This window comes from Pantoea sp. BS_8 (assembly GCF_041954965.1).
GTDB lineage: Bacteria > Pseudomonadota > Gammaproteobacteria > Enterobacterales > Enterobacteriaceae > Pantoea > Pantoea stewartii.
Window position 1 is genome coordinate 23,616 of record NZ_JAVAXU010000006.1, and the last position, 18,208, is coordinate 41,823.

Annotated in this window: 17 protein-coding genes and 1 riboswitch; of the genes, 10 read left to right on the forward strand and 7 right to left on the reverse strand. The window is 55.9% G+C overall.

Annotation, left to right across the window (positions count from 1 at the left end):
* Nucleotides 1-98: 98 nt before the first annotated feature.
* Both mqo and RAC65_RS12855 read right to left on the reverse strand, forming a co-directional pair.
* Complete coding sequence (mqo, locus tag RAC65_RS12850) at nt 99-1,712, reverse strand: malate dehydrogenase (quinone) (protein ID WP_033738313.1); 1,614 nt, start codon at nt 1,710-1,712, stop codon at nt 99-101.
* 617 nt (nt 1,713-2,329) lie between these two features.
* The gene (locus tag RAC65_RS12855) at nt 2,330-2,572 is read right to left on the reverse strand and encodes a DUF1158 domain-containing protein (RefSeq protein ID WP_033738354.1); all 243 of its coding nucleotides are present in this window, start codon (nt 2,570-2,572) and stop codon (nt 2,330-2,332) included.
* Between the two features lie 304 nt (nt 2,573-2,876).
* On the opposite strand from RAC65_RS12855, the gene mntP reads away from it, so the two are divergent.
* The 5 genes from mntP (at nt 2,877) to RAC65_RS12880 (ending at nt 7,096) form a co-directional block, all read left to right on the forward strand.
* Nucleotides 2,877-3,449, forward strand: a complete 573-nt coding sequence (mntP, locus tag RAC65_RS12860) for a manganese efflux pump MntP (protein WP_033738352.1) — start codon at nt 2,877-2,879, stop codon at nt 3,447-3,449.
* Between the two features lie 109 nt (nt 3,450-3,558).
* Nucleotides 3,559-3,636, forward strand: coding sequence for a stress response protein AzuC (azuC, locus tag RAC65_RS12865; protein ID WP_112900613.1), 78 nt, complete (start codon nt 3,559-3,561; stop codon nt 3,634-3,636).
* Nucleotides 3,637-3,889: 253 nt separating this feature from the next.
* Nucleotides 3,890-4,726, forward strand: a complete 837-nt coding sequence (locus RAC65_RS12870; protein WP_006121146.1) for a fumarylacetoacetate hydrolase family protein — start codon at nt 3,890-3,892, stop codon at nt 4,724-4,726.
* A 71-nt stretch (nt 4,727-4,797) separates the two neighbouring features.
* A complete protein-coding gene (locus RAC65_RS12875) occupies nt 4,798-5,718 on the forward strand; it encodes an alpha/beta fold hydrolase (protein WP_193751024.1) in 921 nt (306 codons plus the stop codon).
* Nucleotides 5,711-7,096 (forward strand): hypothetical protein, encoded by a 1,386-nt coding sequence (locus RAC65_RS12880; protein WP_006121145.1) that lies wholly within the window; start codon nt 5,711-5,713, stop codon nt 7,094-7,096. Before RAC65_RS12875 ends, RAC65_RS12880 begins: the two co-directional genes overlap by 8 nt.
* A 1-nt stretch (nt 7,097) precedes the next feature.
* Here the strand turns inward: RAC65_RS12880 and RAC65_RS12885 are convergent, their stop codons facing one another.
* Nucleotides 7,098-8,450, reverse strand: coding sequence for an MFS transporter (locus RAC65_RS12885; RefSeq protein WP_375096783.1), 1,353 nt, complete (start codon nt 8,448-8,450; stop codon nt 7,098-7,100).
* A 180-nt stretch (nt 8,451-8,630) separates the two neighbouring features.
* On the reverse strand, nt 8,631-9,533 hold the full coding sequence (locus RAC65_RS12890; RefSeq protein ID WP_054632905.1) for a GntR family transcriptional regulator: 903 nt from the start codon (nt 9,531-9,533) through the stop codon (nt 8,631-8,633).
* Between the two features lie 139 nt (nt 9,534-9,672).
* On the opposite strand from RAC65_RS12890, the gene RAC65_RS12895 reads away from it, so the two are divergent.
* Nucleotides 9,673-10,701 carry a zinc-binding alcohol dehydrogenase family protein gene (locus tag RAC65_RS12895; RefSeq protein ID WP_039342818.1) on the forward strand — a complete coding sequence of 343 codons (1,029 nt, stop codon included), beginning with the start codon at nt 9,673-9,675 and terminating at the stop codon, nt 10,699-10,701.
* Nucleotides 10,702-10,737: 36 nt separating this feature from the next.
* Here RAC65_RS12895 and RAC65_RS12900 read toward each other — a convergent pair whose 3' ends face one another.
* Nucleotides 10,738-11,661: a nucleoside hydrolase gene (locus tag RAC65_RS12900; protein WP_039342816.1), complete on the reverse strand. Its 924-nt coding sequence runs from the start codon at nt 11,659-11,661 to the stop codon at nt 10,738-10,740.
* Nucleotides 11,662-11,896: 235 nt separating this feature from the next.
* A riboswitch (Fluoride riboswitch) is annotated at nt 11,897-11,973 on the forward strand.
* 93 nt (nt 11,974-12,066) lie between these two features.
* Here RAC65_RS12900 and crcB point away from each other — a divergent pair.
* Nucleotides 12,067-12,444, forward strand: coding sequence for a fluoride efflux transporter CrcB (gene crcB, locus RAC65_RS12905; protein ID WP_006121140.1), 378 nt, complete (start codon nt 12,067-12,069; stop codon nt 12,442-12,444).
* A gap of 23 nt (nt 12,445-12,467) precedes the next feature.
* Here the strand turns inward: crcB and RAC65_RS12910 are convergent, their stop codons facing one another.
* Nucleotides 12,468-13,073 carry a dienelactone hydrolase family protein gene (locus RAC65_RS12910; protein ID WP_325992865.1) on the reverse strand — a complete coding sequence of 202 codons (606 nt, stop codon included), beginning with the start codon at nt 13,071-13,073 and terminating at the stop codon, nt 12,468-12,470.
* A 192-nt stretch (nt 13,074-13,265) separates the two neighbouring features.
* On the opposite strand from RAC65_RS12910, the gene RAC65_RS12915 reads away from it, so the two are divergent.
* A complete protein-coding gene (locus RAC65_RS12915; RefSeq protein WP_006121139.1) occupies nt 13,266-14,390 on the forward strand; it encodes a GNAT family N-acetyltransferase in 1,125 nt (374 codons plus the stop codon).
* Here the strand turns inward: RAC65_RS12915 and RAC65_RS12920 are convergent.
* Nucleotides 14,387-16,219: an ABC transporter ATP-binding protein gene (locus RAC65_RS12920; RefSeq protein WP_039342812.1), complete on the reverse strand. Its 1,833-nt coding sequence runs from the start codon at nt 16,217-16,219 to the stop codon at nt 14,387-14,389. The genes RAC65_RS12915 and RAC65_RS12920 overlap by 4 nt on opposite strands.
* A 74-nt stretch (nt 16,220-16,293) precedes the next feature.
* On the opposite strand from RAC65_RS12920, the gene RAC65_RS12925 reads away from it, so the two are divergent.
* Entirely contained in the window at nt 16,294-16,794 is a 501-nt protein-coding gene (locus RAC65_RS12925; RefSeq protein WP_006121137.1) for a GNAT family N-acetyltransferase, read from the forward strand.
* A gap of 159 nt (nt 16,795-16,953) precedes the next feature.
* Nucleotides 16,954-18,120: an HD-GYP domain-containing protein gene (locus RAC65_RS12930; RefSeq protein ID WP_039342807.1), complete on the forward strand. Its 1,167-nt coding sequence runs from the start codon at nt 16,954-16,956 to the stop codon at nt 18,118-18,120.
* Nucleotides 18,121-18,208: the final 88 nt, after the last annotated feature.

Consider the following 18,208-nt stretch of genomic DNA (forward strand, 5'->3'; position numbering starts at 1 on the left):
AGACGATGCACTAACCCTAATAGAGAATGGGGGAGTCAACCAGGCAAGCGGCAAACAAAAAGGCCTCGCAAGCGAGGCCTCAGACAGGTAGAAGACGGTTATTTACCGACGACGTAGGCAGTTTCACGGCCTTCGTCATTCGCGGCCACCGGCGTTACAGGCGTATACGGCAGTTGCAGGACGCGGCTGGTTTCAGCCAGCACTTTTTCAGTCAGGGCGACGTCACCGTTAAGTTTGCGGCCCCAGGACGGCACAACGGCACGAATTTTATTTTGCCATTCCGGTGACGCCATCTGCTCTGGACAGACCTTGTGCAGCAGTTCCAGCATGATCGGTGCCGCTGTTGAGGCGCCCGGCGAAGCACCCAGCAGTGCCGAAATCGAGCCATCTTCCGACGACACCACTTCTGTGCCCAGACGCAATACTGCGCCTTCTTTTTCATCTTTCTTGATGATTTGCACGCGCTGACCTGCGGTCACCAGACGCCAGTCTTCCTGCTTCGCCTGCGGAACATAGGCGCGCAGCGCGTCCATCCGGTCACGGTCGCTTTGCAGAACCTGATCCATCAGGTACTTCACCAGATCAAAGCTTTTCAGTCCGACTTTGATCATCGGCATAAGGTTAGTACTGTTCAGCGAGGCAAACATGTCCAGCAGCGAACCCTGCTTCAGGAACTTGGTCGAGAAGGTCGCGAACGGCCCAAACAGCAGAACCTGTTTGCCGTTCAGAACGCGCGTGTCCACATGCGGCACGGACATTGGCGGCGCACCGACGCTCGCTTTACCATAGACCTTCGCCATATGCTGTTTCACAACATCGGGATTTTCGGTCACCAGGAAAGAGCCGCCGACCGGGAAGCCCGCATAGCCATTGGCTTCGGGAACGCCAGCCTTCTGCAGCAACGGCAACGCCGCACCGCCTGCGCCAATGAAAATCTTACCGGCGGTTAACGTACGACGTGAACCGTCTGTCAGGCTGACAAGGGTAACCTGCCAGCGACCATCGTTCAGGCGTGTAATGTCGCGAACTTCCTGGCTCATGCGCAAACGGAAACTGGCTTTTTTCTCCAGTGAGGCAATCAACTGACGCGTCACTTCACCGAAATCGACGTCGGTGCCCATATCGGTCCAGGTCGCGGCCACTTTTTGACTGGCGGGACGGCCTTTCATCACCAACGGAATCCACTTCGCAATTTGCTGTGGATCTTCAGAGTAAGCCATGCCACGGAACAAAGTGCTTTTCTGTAATGCGTTAAAGCGTTTGCGCAGGAAGTTAACGTTGTCATCGCCCCAGACAAAGCTCATATGCGGTGTGCTGTGGATAAAGCTTTTTGGCGTATGCAGATTGCCTTTCTGGACATGATAGGCCCAGAACTGGCGAGAAATCTGGAAGGCTTCGTTAATCGCAATGGCTTTCGCGATATCGATACTGCCGTCAGCTCTCTGCGGCGTATAGTTCAGCTCGGCCAGCGCGGCATGGCCTGTACCGGCATTATTCCAGCCATTAGAGGACTCTTCCGCCACATGCGGCAGCCGTTCCACCATTTCAATGGACCAGTCTGGCTCAAGATCCTGCAGCCAGGTGCCTAAGGTGGCGCTCATGACGCCAGCGCCAATGAGTAGCACATCGACGTCTTTACGCTCCTGCGCCCCGGTGGTGTCCTTTCCGCTAACACTCATTGTGAGCGCAAGATTTACAGCTGATTTGCACATGAGGCGACATCTCCTCTTCTGTTGACCTGAAGCTCAACAGTGTTGCAGGCGAAATAGTCACGCTTCTGTCGAGCGCGTTGCGCTATTTCCGGGTTAAGACTCAGGTATAGGTTAAAGCGACGATAACGAGTTAACTGAACGTTATGCTTTGTTGCCCAAATATAACATTCTCGCGTTCGAATTAAACATTTGTTTATTTTTTAAATGCAGAAATGATTCAGCATAAGAAAGAATCATAATAACAGGCGCGCCATAAGCCTTTTTTGCAGCTAACTCAATGGGTTAAGTAAAAGAGGATGTTGCGGGATTGCCCCATAATGGTGCGGTATGAAAATGTCACTTAGCGAAAGGAATAATCTAACCTAATGAAAAAAAGGGATTATTGAAATTTATTCTTTGCGTTGAATTTTTAATCGATAAGGCGGCGAAGGCTATCTTGTAAAACAAATGTTACATTTTTGTGACCTCAGAGCCAGCCAGGTGACTGACCGACGGCAAGGAAGCGCGCCGCATCGCTGACGCTTTGCATGATCAAAGGTTCACCACCGCCAGCCTCTCAGTAATTCAGTCTTTTAAAAAAAGAGGGGCAGCAGGCAGATGTCGCCCTGACGGCGTGATTACGCCCGAAACCAGCGGCGCCAGATAAAGCGAATAACAAAAAACTCCAGCGCGCCCAGAAGTAAAAACCACAGGCAAAAGACCACGGTATAAAGCTGATTAAGGTCCTGCAGATGGAACATCTGTTGCAGGTGCTGCGCGACGGCCAGGCTAAACGCGGGAGCGGGAAGCAGAAGGGCAGAGAGAAAGCCCAACAGTAAAATGCCGCCGGGAATGATCAGGGATTCGAAGGGGTTAGTCATGGACAAAAATTCCGTATTTACCAGCCCGCCATTTTCCGGCATTCCGCGAGCAGGTTCAATGACGGACTGTTCAGGGCAGGAAGTCACGCTGTGCATTGCAAAGAAAAGGCTTAAATGACATTAACTTAGAGACATTCATAGCGATTGTTATGAGTTATAGCCTTTGCTATACTTAAATCCCTGATTTTATTGTCTTTTTATAACGATTATTGCGTGATAGACTGCGCGCACTTTTTAATAACCGAGCCATATGTGTGATGAATTCAGCACGAAATGCTGGCTTTTCATCCCAAGTGAACAAATCATGACCTTTATCGCCACCCTGATTCTTGCTTTTGGAATGTCGATGGACGCATTTGCTGCTGCGCTGGGCAAGGGTGCGACCTTGCATCGCCCGGGCCTGAAAGAAGCCGTGCGCACCGGTCTGATTTTCGGTTGTATCGAAGCCCTGACGCCGCTGATTGGCTGGGCATTGGGTCTTGCTGCCAGCCAGTATGTTGCCGCGTGGGATCACTGGATAGCCTTTTTCCTGCTGGCTTTCCTGGGTGCCCGAATGATGATGGAAGGCTTCCGTAAAACGGCGTCTGAACCGTGCGAAGCGCCGCAAAGCCATGGTTTTATGGTCCTGGCGGCGACCGCCGTTGCCACCAGCCTGGATGCGCTGGCGGTTGGCGTGGGGCTGGCCTTCCTTCAGGTTAATATCGTCACCACGGCTCTGACAATCGGTGCCGCCACTACCGTTATGGCTACCACTGGCGTGCTGGTCGGCCGCTTCATTGGGCCTGTTTTAGGTAAATGGGCCGAAGTGCTGGGCGGACTGGTCCTCATCGCCATCGGCTCCACCATCCTCACCGAGCATCTCGGGCTGTTTCAGTAACGCCCGCAAAATCGTATTTTGTGATCTGGTTCAAAATTTATTGCTGATTAAAACAGCAGGAGCTATACTTTTCCTGTAGTTATTCAACAAATTTTTAACTGGATGCTGTATGAAACGTTTTTTTAAGTACGTGTTTCACGCGTATGTGGAAACCTTTAAACACGTACCACCCGGTGCGCTGAACTAAGCGCCACGTTTTACCCTCGATAGTCGCGGTCAGGGAATGACCGGTGATTATCACCTCATTTTGCCGTTCTTCTCGCCTGTCTCCGCCTCTCTGTTCAGCCCGCACTGGCCTTGCATTCCGCCTGACATACTGTGATACAACTGGACATCCACTGTGCCAATCGCAGTACGATTTCCGTCATGTTTTTTGCTACTCTGCGCGCCGATTTATTCTCAACACGGGTGGATCGCCCGACATAATAAAAGAGGCAGCAATGCAGTTATGCAGTTTTTATCTTCCCGCTCAGGGGAAAAAAAGCGTGGGTATCGTACGGGAACAGGGCGTGATCGATGTCGGGATGCGCCTGGGCAAAGCCTGCCCGGATTTAAAAACCTTTTTGACACGTTCTTCTCTGGCCGATCTTGCCGCCTTTCAGAACATGCCCGTCGATCACGCGTTTTCCGCCGTGCAGTTTCTTCCCGTTATTGAGCAGCCTGGAAAAATTTTCTGCGTAGGAATGAACTACGCAGATAAACGCCAGGAGTTTGCCGCAACGCTGGACGCGCCAACCTTATTTATCCGTTTTGCTGATTCACTGACCGGCCATGAGCAACCGCTGCAAAAACCGCTGACTACCCAGGAATTCGATTACGAGGGTGAGCTGGCGGTGATTATTGGTAAACCGGCGCATCGGGTTAAGGCCGCCGACGCGCTGGACGTCATTGCGGGTTACAGCTGCTTTATGGATGCCACCGTGCGCGACATGCAGTTTACCTGGTTTACCGCCGGGAAAAACTGGCCGCAGACCGGAGGATTTGGCCCCTGGATGACGACTGCGGACGAGATTCCTGATCCCCAACAGTTATCGATTAAAACCCGACTGAACGGTCGTGAAGTGCAAAACGATACCACCGCCAGCATGGTGCATCCGGTCGCCAGCATTATCGAATATATCTCTGCCTTCAGTCCGCTATCACCCGGCGATGTCATTATCACCGGCTCCCCCGGCGGCGTAGGGAAAAAACGGACGCCGCCCCTGTTCATGTTCCGTGGCGACGTGGTGGAAGTCGAGATAGAAAAAATCGGTTGCCTGCGTAACCCTGTCGCCTGACGCAGCGTATTCACTGCCTCTCTGCCGATCCCGTCCTACACTCAATAAGTACCCAGGAACAGGAGCAGCTGATGAGGCGTACCATCCGGTGTAAAAGGCGACAGGGCATAGCCGTGGCCGCAGGGGTTGGTTTAGGTATAGGCGCAGTGCTGTGGGGCGCGAAGCGCTGGCAGCAAATGAAACAAACGCCGCCTGTTTCACCGCGTAGTCACCATGCGGGACTGGCGGGTTACTATCAACAGATCGGTGACTGGCGCATGTTCACCCGCGTGACGCCCGACGCACCTCATGGTTTACCTGTCGTCCTGCTTCACGGTCTGGCGATGTCAGGCCGTTCGATGGAGGCGCTGGCCCTCGCGCTGGGTCGGGACTATCACGTGCTGGTCCCCGACCTGCCAGGCTTTGGCGGTAGCGCGTTGCCCGCATCGGCACCGGTGCTTTCCGTCAGTGAACTGGCCGATATCCTGTGGCAGTGGCTCCAGCATAATGGTTTCCGGCGGGCAATCTGGGTCGGCAGCGCCTTTGGCTGTCAGGTGCTGGCGGCGCTGGCGGATAAACACCCGGACGCCGTGGCCGGACTGGTGCTACAGGGCCCCACAGCCGATCGCCATGCGCGAAGCCTGTTGCGCCAGCTCTGGCGCGGCTGGCGCAACAGCCGACTGGAAGCCCACCGTTCACCTGACTCGCTGGCCCGCATCGACTGGGCGAAAGCCGGTCTCCCCCGTGTATTTGGCACGCTGCGCGCCATGCTTAACGATCCGATTGAATATCATCTGACGTATCTGACGGCCCCCACATTGTTGCTCCGGGGTTCGCGGGACCCGGTTTGTCCGGCGCGCTGGCTGGATGAGCTGGCGGGGCTGTTACCTCAGTGTGAAAAAATCACCCTGCGCGGCGGTACCCACCGGCTGCACTATGTCTATCCATGGAGCTTCTGCCATGCGATCCGACCCTTTTTGGCCCGTATTCAGCAGGAGAACGCCGATGAGTAAACCGCCGAAGGGCATCGCCCGCTTTGATTCCGCAGCAACCATGCTGTTGGCTCTGGCAAGTGCACTACGCGATGAGCCCCTTACCCGTTCGTCATCGATGCTGGACCGGTTACTGCCTTCACTGGATCGACTACCGAGCCGGTTACGTGAATGGGGCCATGCGATAAGTGGCCAGGCGGACGGAATCAGCCCGAAACAGGCGGGTGAGCTGGATGTGGAAGGCATCGCCGAATGGATGGTGAGTGCCTACCCGCAGCGCGAGTATCCGGCGGCATTTATCGGCGCATCGAACGGTGCGCTGGTCCATCTGGCGGCGGCGATGGGAACGCCCTGGCTACCGCAAACGTTTCTGTGCCCGGTGCGCGTGGAACCCAGCGATCCGGACGATGCCCAGGCCGGCTTTGAGCAAGGCAAAGCGGTGGCCGCGGCGCTGCTGGCCACCTGGCCAAGGCTGGCGGTCCATCACAGGCAGGATCCGAGTCAGGACCGGCTGCTGCTCGAAAATATGCAGGCTTTCCGGCTTAAATTACGCGATATGCCACTCGCCTTTAATGAATTTCTGCTGGGAGGATTGCCCGCAGGCGCGACCCTGTTTATCAATCACTGCACGCGCCAGTGGCCGGTCACCCGCACCAGCGACCGTTCGTTTTTCCAGTTTGGCGCACCCGGTGGGGCAACGGAAAGCGAGTATTTGCAGGGCGGCCCCCGCGTTGCGGAATATCTGGCGCGGGCAGGGGTTGATCGGGCGCGCTGGACGCCGCCTGCCATCACCGATCATGTCCCTGAAGCCGAATGGGGGCTGGATGGTTACCTGATCTCTCCTCTGAAAAAACTGGCAGAAGCTCAACGCTGGACGCTGATGGAAATTCGTTATGAGCAACCGGAGGCGCTGAGTTTTGTGGTGGCGGAAATCTACCGTGACTGGTATCTGGCGGCAGGCGTGCTGCCCACCCGGCTTACGGTAGACAGCTTTATATTGCTGGATCCCTGGTGCAGTATGCAGCAACAGGCGATTCCCTTCTGGCTGATGTTCCCCTCTGCCGCCTCGGCAGATGCGCTGCAGCGTTTTCTGGAAAAACAGCCGCCGTTCCGCTACATCGATATGCTGTTGTACTCACAAGGGGCCGACAGCATCGGGCTGGCCGACATCGCCCGCTGGCAGCAGTTGCTTACCTTCGCCAAAGACGAAGGCGCGCTGGTCGGTGTGGATGAAACGCGTTTTCCTCATGATGTCACCAGTGTTTCGCAGTTTGACGCGGCGCTCCGTGAGCGGGCACCGCTGCTGCCTGCGCCGCCGCCGCTCACTGTCGGGACAGCGATCGCTGGTATTCAGCGTTACGGCGCCCGTCATGGCGTGAGCATCAGGGCGCTGACCTGAGTCAGGCTCCGTCGGTGATGGGCTTGCGAACCAGCACCAGATAGGCCAGTGCGCCCATCAGGGTTACGCAGGCACAAATCATCAGCGCCAGGCTGAAGGACTTCGTGGTGTCCAGTATCCAGCCGGTAATCACCGGAGCAAAGGACGCGAAGATAAAGCTGGCGAAGTTTTGAATGCTGCCTACGGAGGCTGTCATGCGCGCGGTCACGTTAGCGTGGATCAGGCCCCAGCATGAGGTCCCCGCAAAGTGAATACAAAACAGGGCCATGCCAATCAGGGTGACGGCGCTGGTGGTCTCAGTGGCGCGCGTGACGAAGGCGGTAAAACCCGCAGACAGAACCATGCCGCTGACAATGCACACCTTACGGGTTTTAACCGCATCCCAGCCGCGTTTCACTAACGCATCCACCACATAGCCGTTGAGCAACATGCCGGCTGCGCCAAACAGGAAAGGAATCGCCGCCAGTAAGCCTGTGTTCTTAAGATCAAGGTGATAGGTCGACTGCAGATAACTCGGCAGCCAGGCAATATACAGCCAGGCGGTGTAGTTAATGCCGCTAAAGCCAATCATCATGCCCCACATGGTGCGCTGCTTAAACAGGCCGCGCCATTCACGAAAGCTGATCGGCGCTTTACGCGATGCCACGCTGCCCGCCTGCAGATAATGGATCTCTTCCGCACTTAAGGTGTTGTTATCACGGTCGCGATAAGTCATGTACCAGCCGATCGCGAGGAAAACCCCTAAAATACCGATAGTCACAAACATGCCGCGCCAGCCCAGCAGCAGCATCATGGCCGCCAGGATAGGCGGCGCCACCGATAATCCGATCATCGAGGCGGCGTTAAACATCCCCATCGGCATCCCGCGATCTTTAATATTGAACCAGTCATTGATGACCTTTACGCCGCATGGATTCATGGGCGCTTCACCCATCCCGAGGCCAATGCGCACCAACACGAACTGCGTAAAGTTATGCACCAGTCCGGACGCGGCCTGGAAAAGTGACCATATGAACATGCCCACGCCCAGCATAATACGTGGGCCTTTGCGGTCCAGCAGGGCGCCAGCGGGCAGTTGTGCCAGCCCGTAAGCCAGCGAAAATGCCGAGAGCAGCACGCCAATTTCCGTCGCGCTCAGCCCCATCTCCTCACGAATCGTCATATTGGCCACCGACAGCGAGCTGCGATCAAGGTAGTTAATGATGGCGGCAAGCAGCAGCAACAGCATGGCGGTAATCTGGACTTTACGGATGCGCGGCGAGCGCACGATATCACTGCGCAACGGCACAAACGCCTCATCAGGTGCAGCGGCGGCGGGCGAGGTTGAACGATCAATAACCGATCTGTTTTCCATGGCAATCTCCCTGAGCAGGCGATTTATCATTATTGTGAGCATTAAGGATGCCCGACGGCACAGGGCCGCCAGCGCGTTGCGATGAAGAGTAAGGGCGATAAAGCAGAGATGTTGTAAAGTTGTTTCAAAATCGTGCGAGAGCTAATGCTTTGCGGTTTTTAATCGGTTTTTAATCGGTTTTTAATTGTACTGATTAATGCTGCGGATCATGGATCGCTTGGCTGTGGCCAGATGACTGTGCAGGGCGCAAAGCGCATCCACATCCCGGCGACCGATTAACGCAGACAAAATCGCCATATGCTCCTCCAGGGCAACGATGTTGCGCTGCTTCAGATCGCTTTCATCCCACTGATAGTGCGAATGGAAAATAACGGAAATAATCTCCAGCGACTGATTAAAGAACGGGTTATTGGCGGCAGACAGAATCAGCGAGTGCAGTTGCTTATCCAGCGCCGCAAAATGGCGATAGTTGCTGGCAATGGTCTCACGCATCGATCGGTGCCGATCCAGTAGATCGCGCGCCTGAATCCAGCGTTCATCGTCCATGGGCAAGTTTAAAAAACGCGTCAGGGCATGGGTTTCCAGCATTTCACGTAGCTCAAACAGCTTTTCCGCATACGTCTGCGAAAACTTTTTCATCTGCCAGTGGCCGCGTTTGACCGGTTCCAGCAGGTTGTAGCGCATAAAATGCAGTAAGAATTCGCGCACGGCCACCGGGCTGACATTGGCCTGCTTTGCCAGTTGCAGCTCGCTGAAGGTATCGCCGGGCTGCAACTGTCGCTGATTGATCAGATCGAAAAAACGCTTTTCAACCAGACTGGCCTGTTGATCAATCGGCGGCATCACCGCGTTCAGGCTGTCCTGCGCCTCCGGCGCGCGCACAATAACCCAGCTGTCTTTGACTTTTTCCAGCACGCCCCGCTCATGCAGATAACTCAGCACATGACGCACGGTCGTGCGGCTGACTGTGAACATTTCGGCCAGGGCGGCCTGCGGTGGCAGCGGCGACTGAACGTGGCCCTGGGCGATGCTTTCCAGCATATGGTTGATGACGTTATGGCGTAAATTTTGGCTGCGGCTCATGCGGGGGCTCCGGTTTTTTATGCATTAAAAACCATTGAAGGCCCAAAAAAGCCGTTCTGGTTCACAAAGTGAGAAGAGGGGAATACGGTGCCTCAGCCAGATTCGCCATAACTGCGCTTTTGATAACCGGAGAGTAGCCATGACCACTATGAAAGCCTTAGTCATCGCAGAACCGCGTTCGCTGGTCTGGGCTACACGCGCTCAACCCCGGCCTGCCGCGACTGAAGCGCTGCTTAAAATCGTCAGCGCAGGCATTTGCGGCACCGACATTCACGCCTGGGCAGGAAACCAACCCTTTTTTAGCTATCCGCGTGTCCTCGGCCATGAACTCTGTGCGGAGGTGGTGGAGACAGGCGCTGCCGTTCACGATTTAGCCGCAGGACAGCGGGTGGCACTGATTCCCTATCTCTCCTGTTTTGAATGCGATGCCTGCCGCAGCGGTAAAACCAACTGCTGCGAAAACATTTCGGTGATGGGTGTCCATCAGGATGGCGGCTTTAGCGACTATCTTTGCGTACCGGCAGCTAACCTGCTGGTGGTGGACGATCTTGCGCCAGAAGCCGCAGCGCTCATTGAGCCTTTTGCCATCAGCGCCCACGCGGTGCGGCGAGCGGCGGTGGCGCAGGGCGAGCAGGTGCTGGTCGTGGGGGCGGGGCCGATCGGCCTGGGGGCTGCCGCCATTGCCGCTGCTAACGGCGCGCAGGTGGTGGTCGCGGATACCAGTGATTACCGCCGTCAGCACGTCAGTCAGCAGTTGGGCCTCTGTGCACTCAATCCGGCTGATGCGGCGTTTATAACCTCACTGCGAAACGAATTTGATGGCAGGCTGCCGTTGAAGGTGCTTGATGCCACAGGCAATCCTGCGGCGATGAACGCGGCCGTAAGCCTGATTCGCCATGGCGGAACAGTCGTGTATGTCGGTCTGCATAAAGGGGATTTGGTGATTCCTGACAGTGAGTTTCACAAGAAGGAGAGCACGATCATGGGTAGCCGTAACGCCACCCGTGAGGATTTTGATCGGGTGCGTGAACTCATGGCGGCCGGGACGTTACGTGCCGATATGATGCTCAACCGGCGTTTCGCGTTTTCGACGCTGGCAGAACACTTTGAGGCGCAGGTCATCAACAATCGAGCGTTAATTAAGGGCGTTATCGATTTTGATCGCTGAAGCCGGAGACAACGGTGTGCGCTGTCTCCGCACGCGCTACGCCGTTCCGGAGAGCGACTGGAAAAAGTGGCGACGCACGGCGTCGGCATCCACGCCCAATGCGATGCGTTGTCGGGGCAAATCGCGAAAAGGGTTGTGACGGGAAGCCAGCGTGCTGATCTGGCGCACCGTCTGACCACAGGCGATGCCTTCGGTAATCACTCGCAGTGGGCTTTCCACCAGCGTAAATGCCTCGGGCAAACACAGCCAGGATATCGTCAGCGTGTCATGCAACGCCATTCCCGCAAATCCTTCCTTCTCAAGACTGTACGCCAGATAAGGGCGGCAGATCGCCCGCAGGATCGGCTGTTGTAGTTGATCCACCTCATCGCTATTGATCAACACTTTATGGGTAACATCCAGCGGGATCAGAATAACCGGCAAGGCCGAGGACAGGACCTGATCCGCAGCATGAGGATCCTTCCAGATATTAAATTCACTGAACGGTGTCACATTCCCGCTGTGGCCATCGGTACCAAAGGCGCCGCCCATGATGACCAGTTCTTTGACCAGCGGGATAATATCCGGTGCCTGGTTGATGGCGCTGGCGATATTGGTAAGGGGGCCGATTGCCACCAGCGTAATGACGCCGGGATTAGCACGAACGCTGTCGATAATAAACTGCACGGCACCGGGCGCGTCGTCGCTAAACGGATTATCAAACGCATCCCCTAAACCGTCTTCACCATGCAGCCTGGCAGGTGCGCTCGGTTCCCGTGCCAGCGGACGGGCGCAGCCGCGGTACACCGGCACGTCAATCGCCATTTTCTGGCAAAAGAGCCGCGCATTTTTCACCGCCTGGCCCACGGCAACGTTGCCGAATACCGTGGTAATGCCCAGCAGATGTTGCGTCCGCGCGGCATAGGCCAGCGCAAAGGCATCATCCACGCCGATATCAGTATCAAAAATGACAGTGCGCACAGGATTCTCCAGAAAGCGTGAGCGCCTCACCCGGGGCGACAATCATTGTGCGGGCGCGGCAAGCGTAAAAGCCGTCATTTATTTAAGCGGAAAACGGAAAAAGGGGAAACCTGAATTCTCCCCCCTTTTAAGGCTACCCGCGTCGGGTTTTTAACGCTGCATGTCAGCCGCACATCACGGGCGCGCGCGTTCACATGGTCTGAGTTGCCAGTCAGAAAAAGGCATCGTATGATTGCCTGCGCAAGGTGATGGCGTTCCACCTTCCCCAACCGCCAGCAGGTTTCCCCTGCGGCTGATGACGCCTGACACTATCCTTTATCCTTTCGTGGGAGCGGGAGCGTCAGGTGCCGGTATTTGCTGACCCTCCACCGTCTTCTGCACAATGCCTGTTAACGGGAGTATAAGATGTTAAAACCGCTATTCGCTGTGATCGTGGGCGGCAGCGTAGGTTGTGTACTGCGTTGGTGGTTCGGTATGCGTTTCAATGCGTTTTTCCCCAATCTTCCACCGGGTACGTTGCTGGTGAATCTGATTGGCGGCTTTGTGATCGGGGGGGCCATGGCCTGGTTTATTAAAAATCCCCAGCTCGATCCCGCCTGGCGGTTACTGATCATTACAGGCTTATGTGGCGGGCTCACCACGTTTTCCACGTTTACCGCAGAATTAATGACCCTGTTGCAGTCCGGAAAATATCTCTGGGCGATGAGCAGCGCGCTGGTGCATGTCATTGGCTCGTTGCTGATGAGTTTTGCCGGTTTCGCGCTGATTAACCTGTTGGGTTAACGCCGCCGCGAAACCGGATGCCATCAGTCCTGCAGACACTGAGCGATGAAGCTGGCGGCGTGCAGGGCGCCCTCGGCTGAAATCGTGTGGCCAGTCTGTGGCTCAATCAATGCCTCGACCGGAACCGCCGCAGCTTTCAGGCGGGCCGCGGCTGACTCGCTTTCGCTGACGGGGATCACCGCATCAGCCCGGCCATGGATCAGCAGGGCTGGCGTATGCGCGAGTGGTGTCAGTGGGCCGTCAAAGGCCAGTCGGCCGGAAAATGCCACCACGCCCGCCAGGGGATAACGGCCAGAGGCCAGTAGATCTAGCGCCATGATCGAGCCCTGAGAAAAGCCCACCAGGATGACCTTCTCCCAGCATTCTGCCATATCATGCTGCGCCATCAGGTCACGCAGAACGCGGTCAAACGCCTCACGAGCTTCGCGAACCCGCCCTGAACGGTTTTCCGGCGTAATGCCCGCCAGACTGAACCACTGATAGCCCATGCCCTGTTCAAAAGCATAAGGCGCATCCGGTGAGGCAAAGACCACATCGGGTAACAAGGTTGCCCAATAATCGCCGACAGGTGCCAGATCGTCGCCGTTACTGCCTACGCCGTGCAGAAAAATCACCAGTGCTTTTGCCATGCCGGTTCCTGTAAAAGTTGTGTTGTCTGACAGGTATTTGAACAGTTACACCGGTTAACGTCAAAATCAAACTGACCGCCGGGAAGGCCGCCTGTCGTACAGGGGAGGGCAAACATTACGTGCCGTCTCCCTTTCCCTGTAACGTAAAACCTGCTTGACTGAAACGTCACCGCTTGCCGTCTGGAGTTATGCATGTCGTTGTTTACCCTGAGCACGTTATCCGACATTCCCGCCGCTGAATGGGATGCGCTGCTGCCTGATGATCAGCCTTTTTTACGCCATGCCTTTTTGCTGAGCCTTGAAGACAGCGGCAGCGTCAGGCCGGAAAGGGGCTGGCAGCCAGCCCATCTGGTCTGGCGTGAGCAGGGTGAACTCTGCGCCGCGCTACCCGGCTACCAAAAAAGCCATTCACAGGGTGAATACGTGTTCGATCACGCCTGGGCCGATGCCTGTCAGCGAGCCGGTATCGCTTACTATCCGAAATGGCTCGGTGCCATTCCCTTCAGCCCGGTAACGGGCGCGCGCGTGCTGGGCAAATCCGATGCCGCTATCCGACTGCTGTCGAGGCTGCCAGACTGGCTGGAGCGCCAGGCGTTGAGTGGCGCGCATATCAATTTCACCGACTCTCACGCTAACGCGCTGCTGGCGGAACAACCCGACTGGCTGGCGCGGCTGGGCTGCCAGTATCACTGGCACAATCGCGGCTATCGCGACTTCCAGGACTTTCTGGATACGTTGATGTCACGCAAGCGCAAACAGCTGCGCAAGGAACGGGAGCAGGTCGCCCTGAACGGCTTTGAATTTGACTGGTATCGCGGCGATCAACTGCGTGAAGATCAATGGGATTTTGTGTACACCTGCTATGCCAACACGTACGCGGTGCGTGGTCAGCGTCCTTATCTGACGCGTGCCTTTTTTAGCTTACTGGCCGCGCGTCTGCCGGAAAACATTCGCGTCGTCATTGCCCGTTTGCAGCAGCAGCCCGCAGCGATGGCTTTTTACCTTAAAGACGGGGAAAGCCTGTATGGTCGCTACTGGGGCTGCCTGGCGGAATTTAACCAGCTTCACTTCGAAACCTGTTTTTATCAGGGGATGGATTTCGCCATCGCCGAAGGCCTGCAACGCTTCGATGCGGGCGCGCAGGGCGAACACAAGCTGGTGCGTGGTTTTGAACCGCAGATTACCCACTCCTGGCACTACCTGTGTCATCCCGGCCTGCGCGCCGCCGTTGACGATTTTTTGCAGCAGGAGCGGCAGGGCGTTCACCTGTGGGCCGAAGAAGCCAGGGACGCCTTGCCCTACCGACGCGGCGACTAGTCCGCCCCGACAAACCCGCCGGTCTGGTGTTGCCAGAGCCGGGCATACAGGCCATTTTGTGCCAGCAGTTCCTGGTGGCTACCGATTTCGACAATCTGGCCGTGTTCCAGCACCACCAGCCGGTCCATTTTTGCAATGGTGGACAGACGGTGAGCGATGGCAATCACCGTTTTACCCTGCATCAACGACTCCAGGCTTTCCTGAATCGCCGCTTCCACCTCTGAATCAAGGGCGGAAGTGGCTTCATCCATGATCAGAACCGGCGCGTCTTTCAGCAACACGCGCGCAATGGCTATACGCTGACGCTGCCCGCCAGACAGTTTTACGCCGCGCTCACCGACATGCGCATCCAGCCCTGTCCGGCCCTGGGAATCCGACAGCAGCGGGATAAATTCGTCGGCGCGGGCGCGACGGATAGCCAGTTGCAGTTCTTCCTCGCTGGCATGGGGCCGGCCATAGAGCAGATTTTCGCGGATAGAGCGGTGCAGCAGCGAGGTATCCTGGGTGATCATGCCAATCTGGCTGCGCAGGCTTTCCTGCGTCACGTCGGCAATACACTGACCGTCAATCAGGATGCGCCCGCCGTTCAGGTCGTAAAGACGCAACAGCAGATTGACCAGCGTTGATTTTCCGGCACCGGAAGGTCCAATCAGGCCAATCTTTTCCCCCGGTTTAATGGTCAGGTTCAGGCCATTAATCACCTGCCGCTCGCCACCATAGTTAAAACGGATGTTGTCGAAGCGAATCTCCCCCTGCGTCACTCTGAGCTGTTTCGCCTGGGGCGCATCCTGCACGCTAAGCGGTTGGGAAATGGTGTTCAGTCCGTCCTGCACCATGCCGATATTTTCAAAAATGCCGTTCACCACCCACATCACCCAACCGGACATATTAACCAGACGGATAACCAGGCCGGTCGCCAGGGCAATGGCACCGACGCTAATCAGCGATGCGCTCCACAGCCACAGCGCCAGGCCGGACGTGGCGACAATCAGAACGCCGTTGAGCGTCGACAGCGTCAAATCCATGCTGGTTACCATGCGGTTAGCCTGCTGCGTTTTGTCTGTCTGCTCCTGAATCGCCTCACGTGCGTACTGCCGCTCCAGGTCGCTATGGGCGAACAGCTTGATGGTAGCGATATTGGTGTAACCATCCACAATCGTGCCCATGAGTTTCGAGCGCGCTTCTGAGGACACCACGGAACGGGCCTTTACGCGCGGCACAAAATAGCGCAGCGCCGCGCTGTAAAGCACAATCCAGATAATGAGCGGAATCATCAAACGCCAGTCCGCTTCGGCGAACAGCACCAGCGCCGTCGCGGCGTAGATCAGCACATGCCAGATGGCATCGACCAACTGCACCGCAGAATCGCGGAGCGAGTTGCCGGTTTGCAAAATGCGCTGCGCAATCCGGCCCGCAAAATCGTTCTGGAAAAAATTCATGCTCTGACGCAGAACGTAGTTGTGGTGCTGCCAGCGAATCATGCTGGTCATGCCGGGATTAATGCTCTGGTGAACCAGCATATCGTGCAGCGCAATAAACACCGGCCGCAGTATCAGGGCGACGCAGCCCATCCAGAGTAAGGTTGGCCAGTTATCGTGAAACAGCGTAGCCGGGGTGGAATGGTTAACCAGATCAATGATGCGGCTCAGATAACTGAACAGCGCCACCTCAATGAGCGCGCCCACCAGCCCCACCACCAGCAGTGCGGCGAAGCTTGGCCACACCTGGCGCAGGTAGTAAAAATAAAAAGGCCAGACCCGTGAGGGCGGCATATCGGTGGGGGCATCCTGAAAAATATTGATAAAACGTTCGAAACGACGATACAACATACAGTTACTCTTTCCGTTCGATAAGAATTACAGCTTAGTGCATGTGTACGCCCGATTAAAAAAAAGGATTCTCTATGGATATCACTCTGCGCGGCCGTGAACCACATGATGCAGCGGCTTACCAACGTCTATACGGCCATCCGGCGGTTTTCCCCTGGACGCTGCAATTGCCTTTTCCCAGCGTCGCCACCTGGGAAAAGAAATTCGCAAAAATGGATGCCGAGGGCTTCATCAATTTTGTTGCCGAAGTAGACGGCGAAATGGTTGGTGAGCTGACCTTGTTTACAAATCATAATCCGCGTACGCGTCACTGCATCAGCTTCGGCATCGGTGTCAATCCGGCGTTCTCAGGGCGCGGCATTGGCGAGCTGTTGATCCGCACGGCAATGGATTATGCACGTAACTGGCTGGGCATCACCCGCATGGAGCTTGAGGTGTTTCATGACAATCATCGGGCGCTGGCGCTGTATGAAAGGCTGGGTTTTGAGCGCGAAGGGGTGCGTCGTCAGGCATCCTTACGTGAAGGTAAACTTCATGATGTGGTGATGATGGCCAAACTGCTCAACGTGGCGTAACGACCGCGCATTGCCCGTTTTTGCGCGCGGCGTTAAGGTCAAAAGTCGCGCAACATGTTTAAACGTTGTTCTGTGCCACAGTTCGCACAAAATGCCCTGCATAAAACCCATCGCCTGCCGATATGACGGTATCACCCACTGATGCTCTGGAGGGCGATTGTGATAAAACTAATAACGATCGACGAACTGAAAACGGGCATGTTCGTCCACAAACTTGAGGTCTGGTGGTTTAAAGACAAACGTATTCGTAATCAGATGCTGATCACCGATCCGCAGCAGGTTGCGATGTTCCGTCGTGAAGGTATTCAGCGGTTATGGATTGATGAAGAGAAATCGATTTCATCACCACCTCCTGAGCCAGTCCATACCGCACCCTGCCAGCAGGCTCCCTTTACGCAGGAACGTGAACAGGCACAGCAGCTGTTTGAACAAGGCAAAATCAAGGTCCTGGCGCTGTTTAACGAAGCGCGAATGGGTTGCGGCCTCGATCTGAGCAGTATGATTGATATTGTGGATAAAATAGCCGGTTCGATTGAGCGCGAGCCCAGCGCACTTCTGCGCGTGGCACAACTGAAAGATCACGATAATTACACCTACCTGCACTCCATGGCGGTCTGCGGCTTGATGATCGCCCTGGGTAAAAAGCTCGGCCTGGATGCGCATCAACTTCAGCGCGTTGGCATGGGAGGGTTGCTACATGACATTGGCAAAGCGGCCGTACCGCTCAGTATCCTGAATAAACCGGATAAGCTGAGCGACGACGAGTTTGCCATCATGTGCGAGCATCCGATAGCGGGTGCACAGATGCTGATGGAAGCGAACGCAGGGGATGACCTGGTCGATATTGCCCTGCATCATCATGAAAAATATGACGGCAGCGGTTATCCCTACCGCCATAAAGGCCATGAGATTAGCGTCTATTCCCGTATGGCCACCATTTGTGATGTGTACGATGCCCTGACCTCAACGCGTCCTTACCGCGAGGGCTGGACACCCGCACAGGCTTTACAGTCGATGCTGGCCTGGCGCGGGCATTTTGACACAACGCTGCTGCATGCGTTCGTTACGACAATCGGTCTGTATCCGGTGGGGTCGCTGGTGCGGCTGGCATCGGGACGTATTGCACTGGTGGTCAAGGCGGGCGAACAATCGCTTCAGAAGCCGCGCGTACATGTTTTCTGGTCGTTGCACGCTAAGCGCCCCGTCAGACCAGAAGTGGTCGATCTGGGGGACAGTTTTTGCACGGACAGCATTGTCTGCTCGGAGAGTCTCGCGGCCTGGCCAACGATCGACCTCAACCGGGTCTGGTTGCTGGACGTTGCCTGAGCCAACGTCGCCATTTTTATACCTTTTTTACAGCGTGCCAGTGCTTTTTAACCCTTTCTTTATGTAACTCAGCGCAAGCTATTCAGCA

Bases quoted from the DNA above. Each gene is read 5' to 3' on its own strand.
- mqo (WP_033738313.1), bottom strand. From the start codon at position 1,712: ATGTGCAAATCAGCTGTAAATCTTGCGCTCACAATGAGTGTTAGCGGA.
- RAC65_RS12855 (WP_033738354.1), bottom strand. From the start codon at position 2,572: ATGACTAACCCCTTCGAATCCCTGATCATTCCCGGCGGCATTTTACTG.
- mntP (WP_033738352.1), top strand. From the start codon at position 2,877: ATGACCTTTATCGCCACCCTGATTCTTGCTTTTGGAATGTCGATGGAC.
- azuC (WP_112900613.1), top strand. From the start codon at position 3,559: ATGAAACGTTTTTTTAAGTACGTGTTTCACGCGTATGTGGAAACCTTT.
- RAC65_RS12870 (WP_006121146.1), top strand. From the start codon at position 3,890: ATGCAGTTATGCAGTTTTTATCTTCCCGCTCAGGGGAAAAAAAGCGTG.
- RAC65_RS12875 (WP_193751024.1), top strand. From the start codon at position 4,798: ATGAGGCGTACCATCCGGTGTAAAAGGCGACAGGGCATAGCCGTGGCC.
- RAC65_RS12880 (WP_006121145.1), top strand. From the start codon at position 5,711: ATGAGTAAACCGCCGAAGGGCATCGCCCGCTTTGATTCCGCAGCAACC.
- RAC65_RS12885 (WP_375096783.1), bottom strand. From the start codon at position 8,450: ATGGAAAACAGATCGGTTATTGATCGTTCAACCTCGCCCGCCGCCGCT.
- RAC65_RS12890 (WP_054632905.1), bottom strand. From the start codon at position 9,533: ATGAGCCGCAGCCAAAATTTACGCCATAACGTCATCAACCATATGCTG.
- RAC65_RS12895 (WP_039342818.1), top strand. From the start codon at position 9,673: ATGACCACTATGAAAGCCTTAGTCATCGCAGAACCGCGTTCGCTGGTC.
- crcB (WP_006121140.1), top strand. From the start codon at position 12,067: ATGTTAAAACCGCTATTCGCTGTGATCGTGGGCGGCAGCGTAGGTTGT.
- RAC65_RS12910 (WP_325992865.1), bottom strand. From the start codon at position 13,073: ATGGCAAAAGCACTGGTGATTTTTCTGCACGGCGTAGGCAGTAACGGC.
- RAC65_RS12915 (WP_006121139.1), top strand. From the start codon at position 13,266: ATGTCGTTGTTTACCCTGAGCACGTTATCCGACATTCCCGCCGCTGAA.
- RAC65_RS12920 (WP_039342812.1), bottom strand. From the start codon at position 16,219: ATGTTGTATCGTCGTTTCGAACGTTTTATCAATATTTTTCAGGATGCC.
- RAC65_RS12925 (WP_006121137.1), top strand. From the start codon at position 16,294: ATGGATATCACTCTGCGCGGCCGTGAACCACATGATGCAGCGGCTTAC.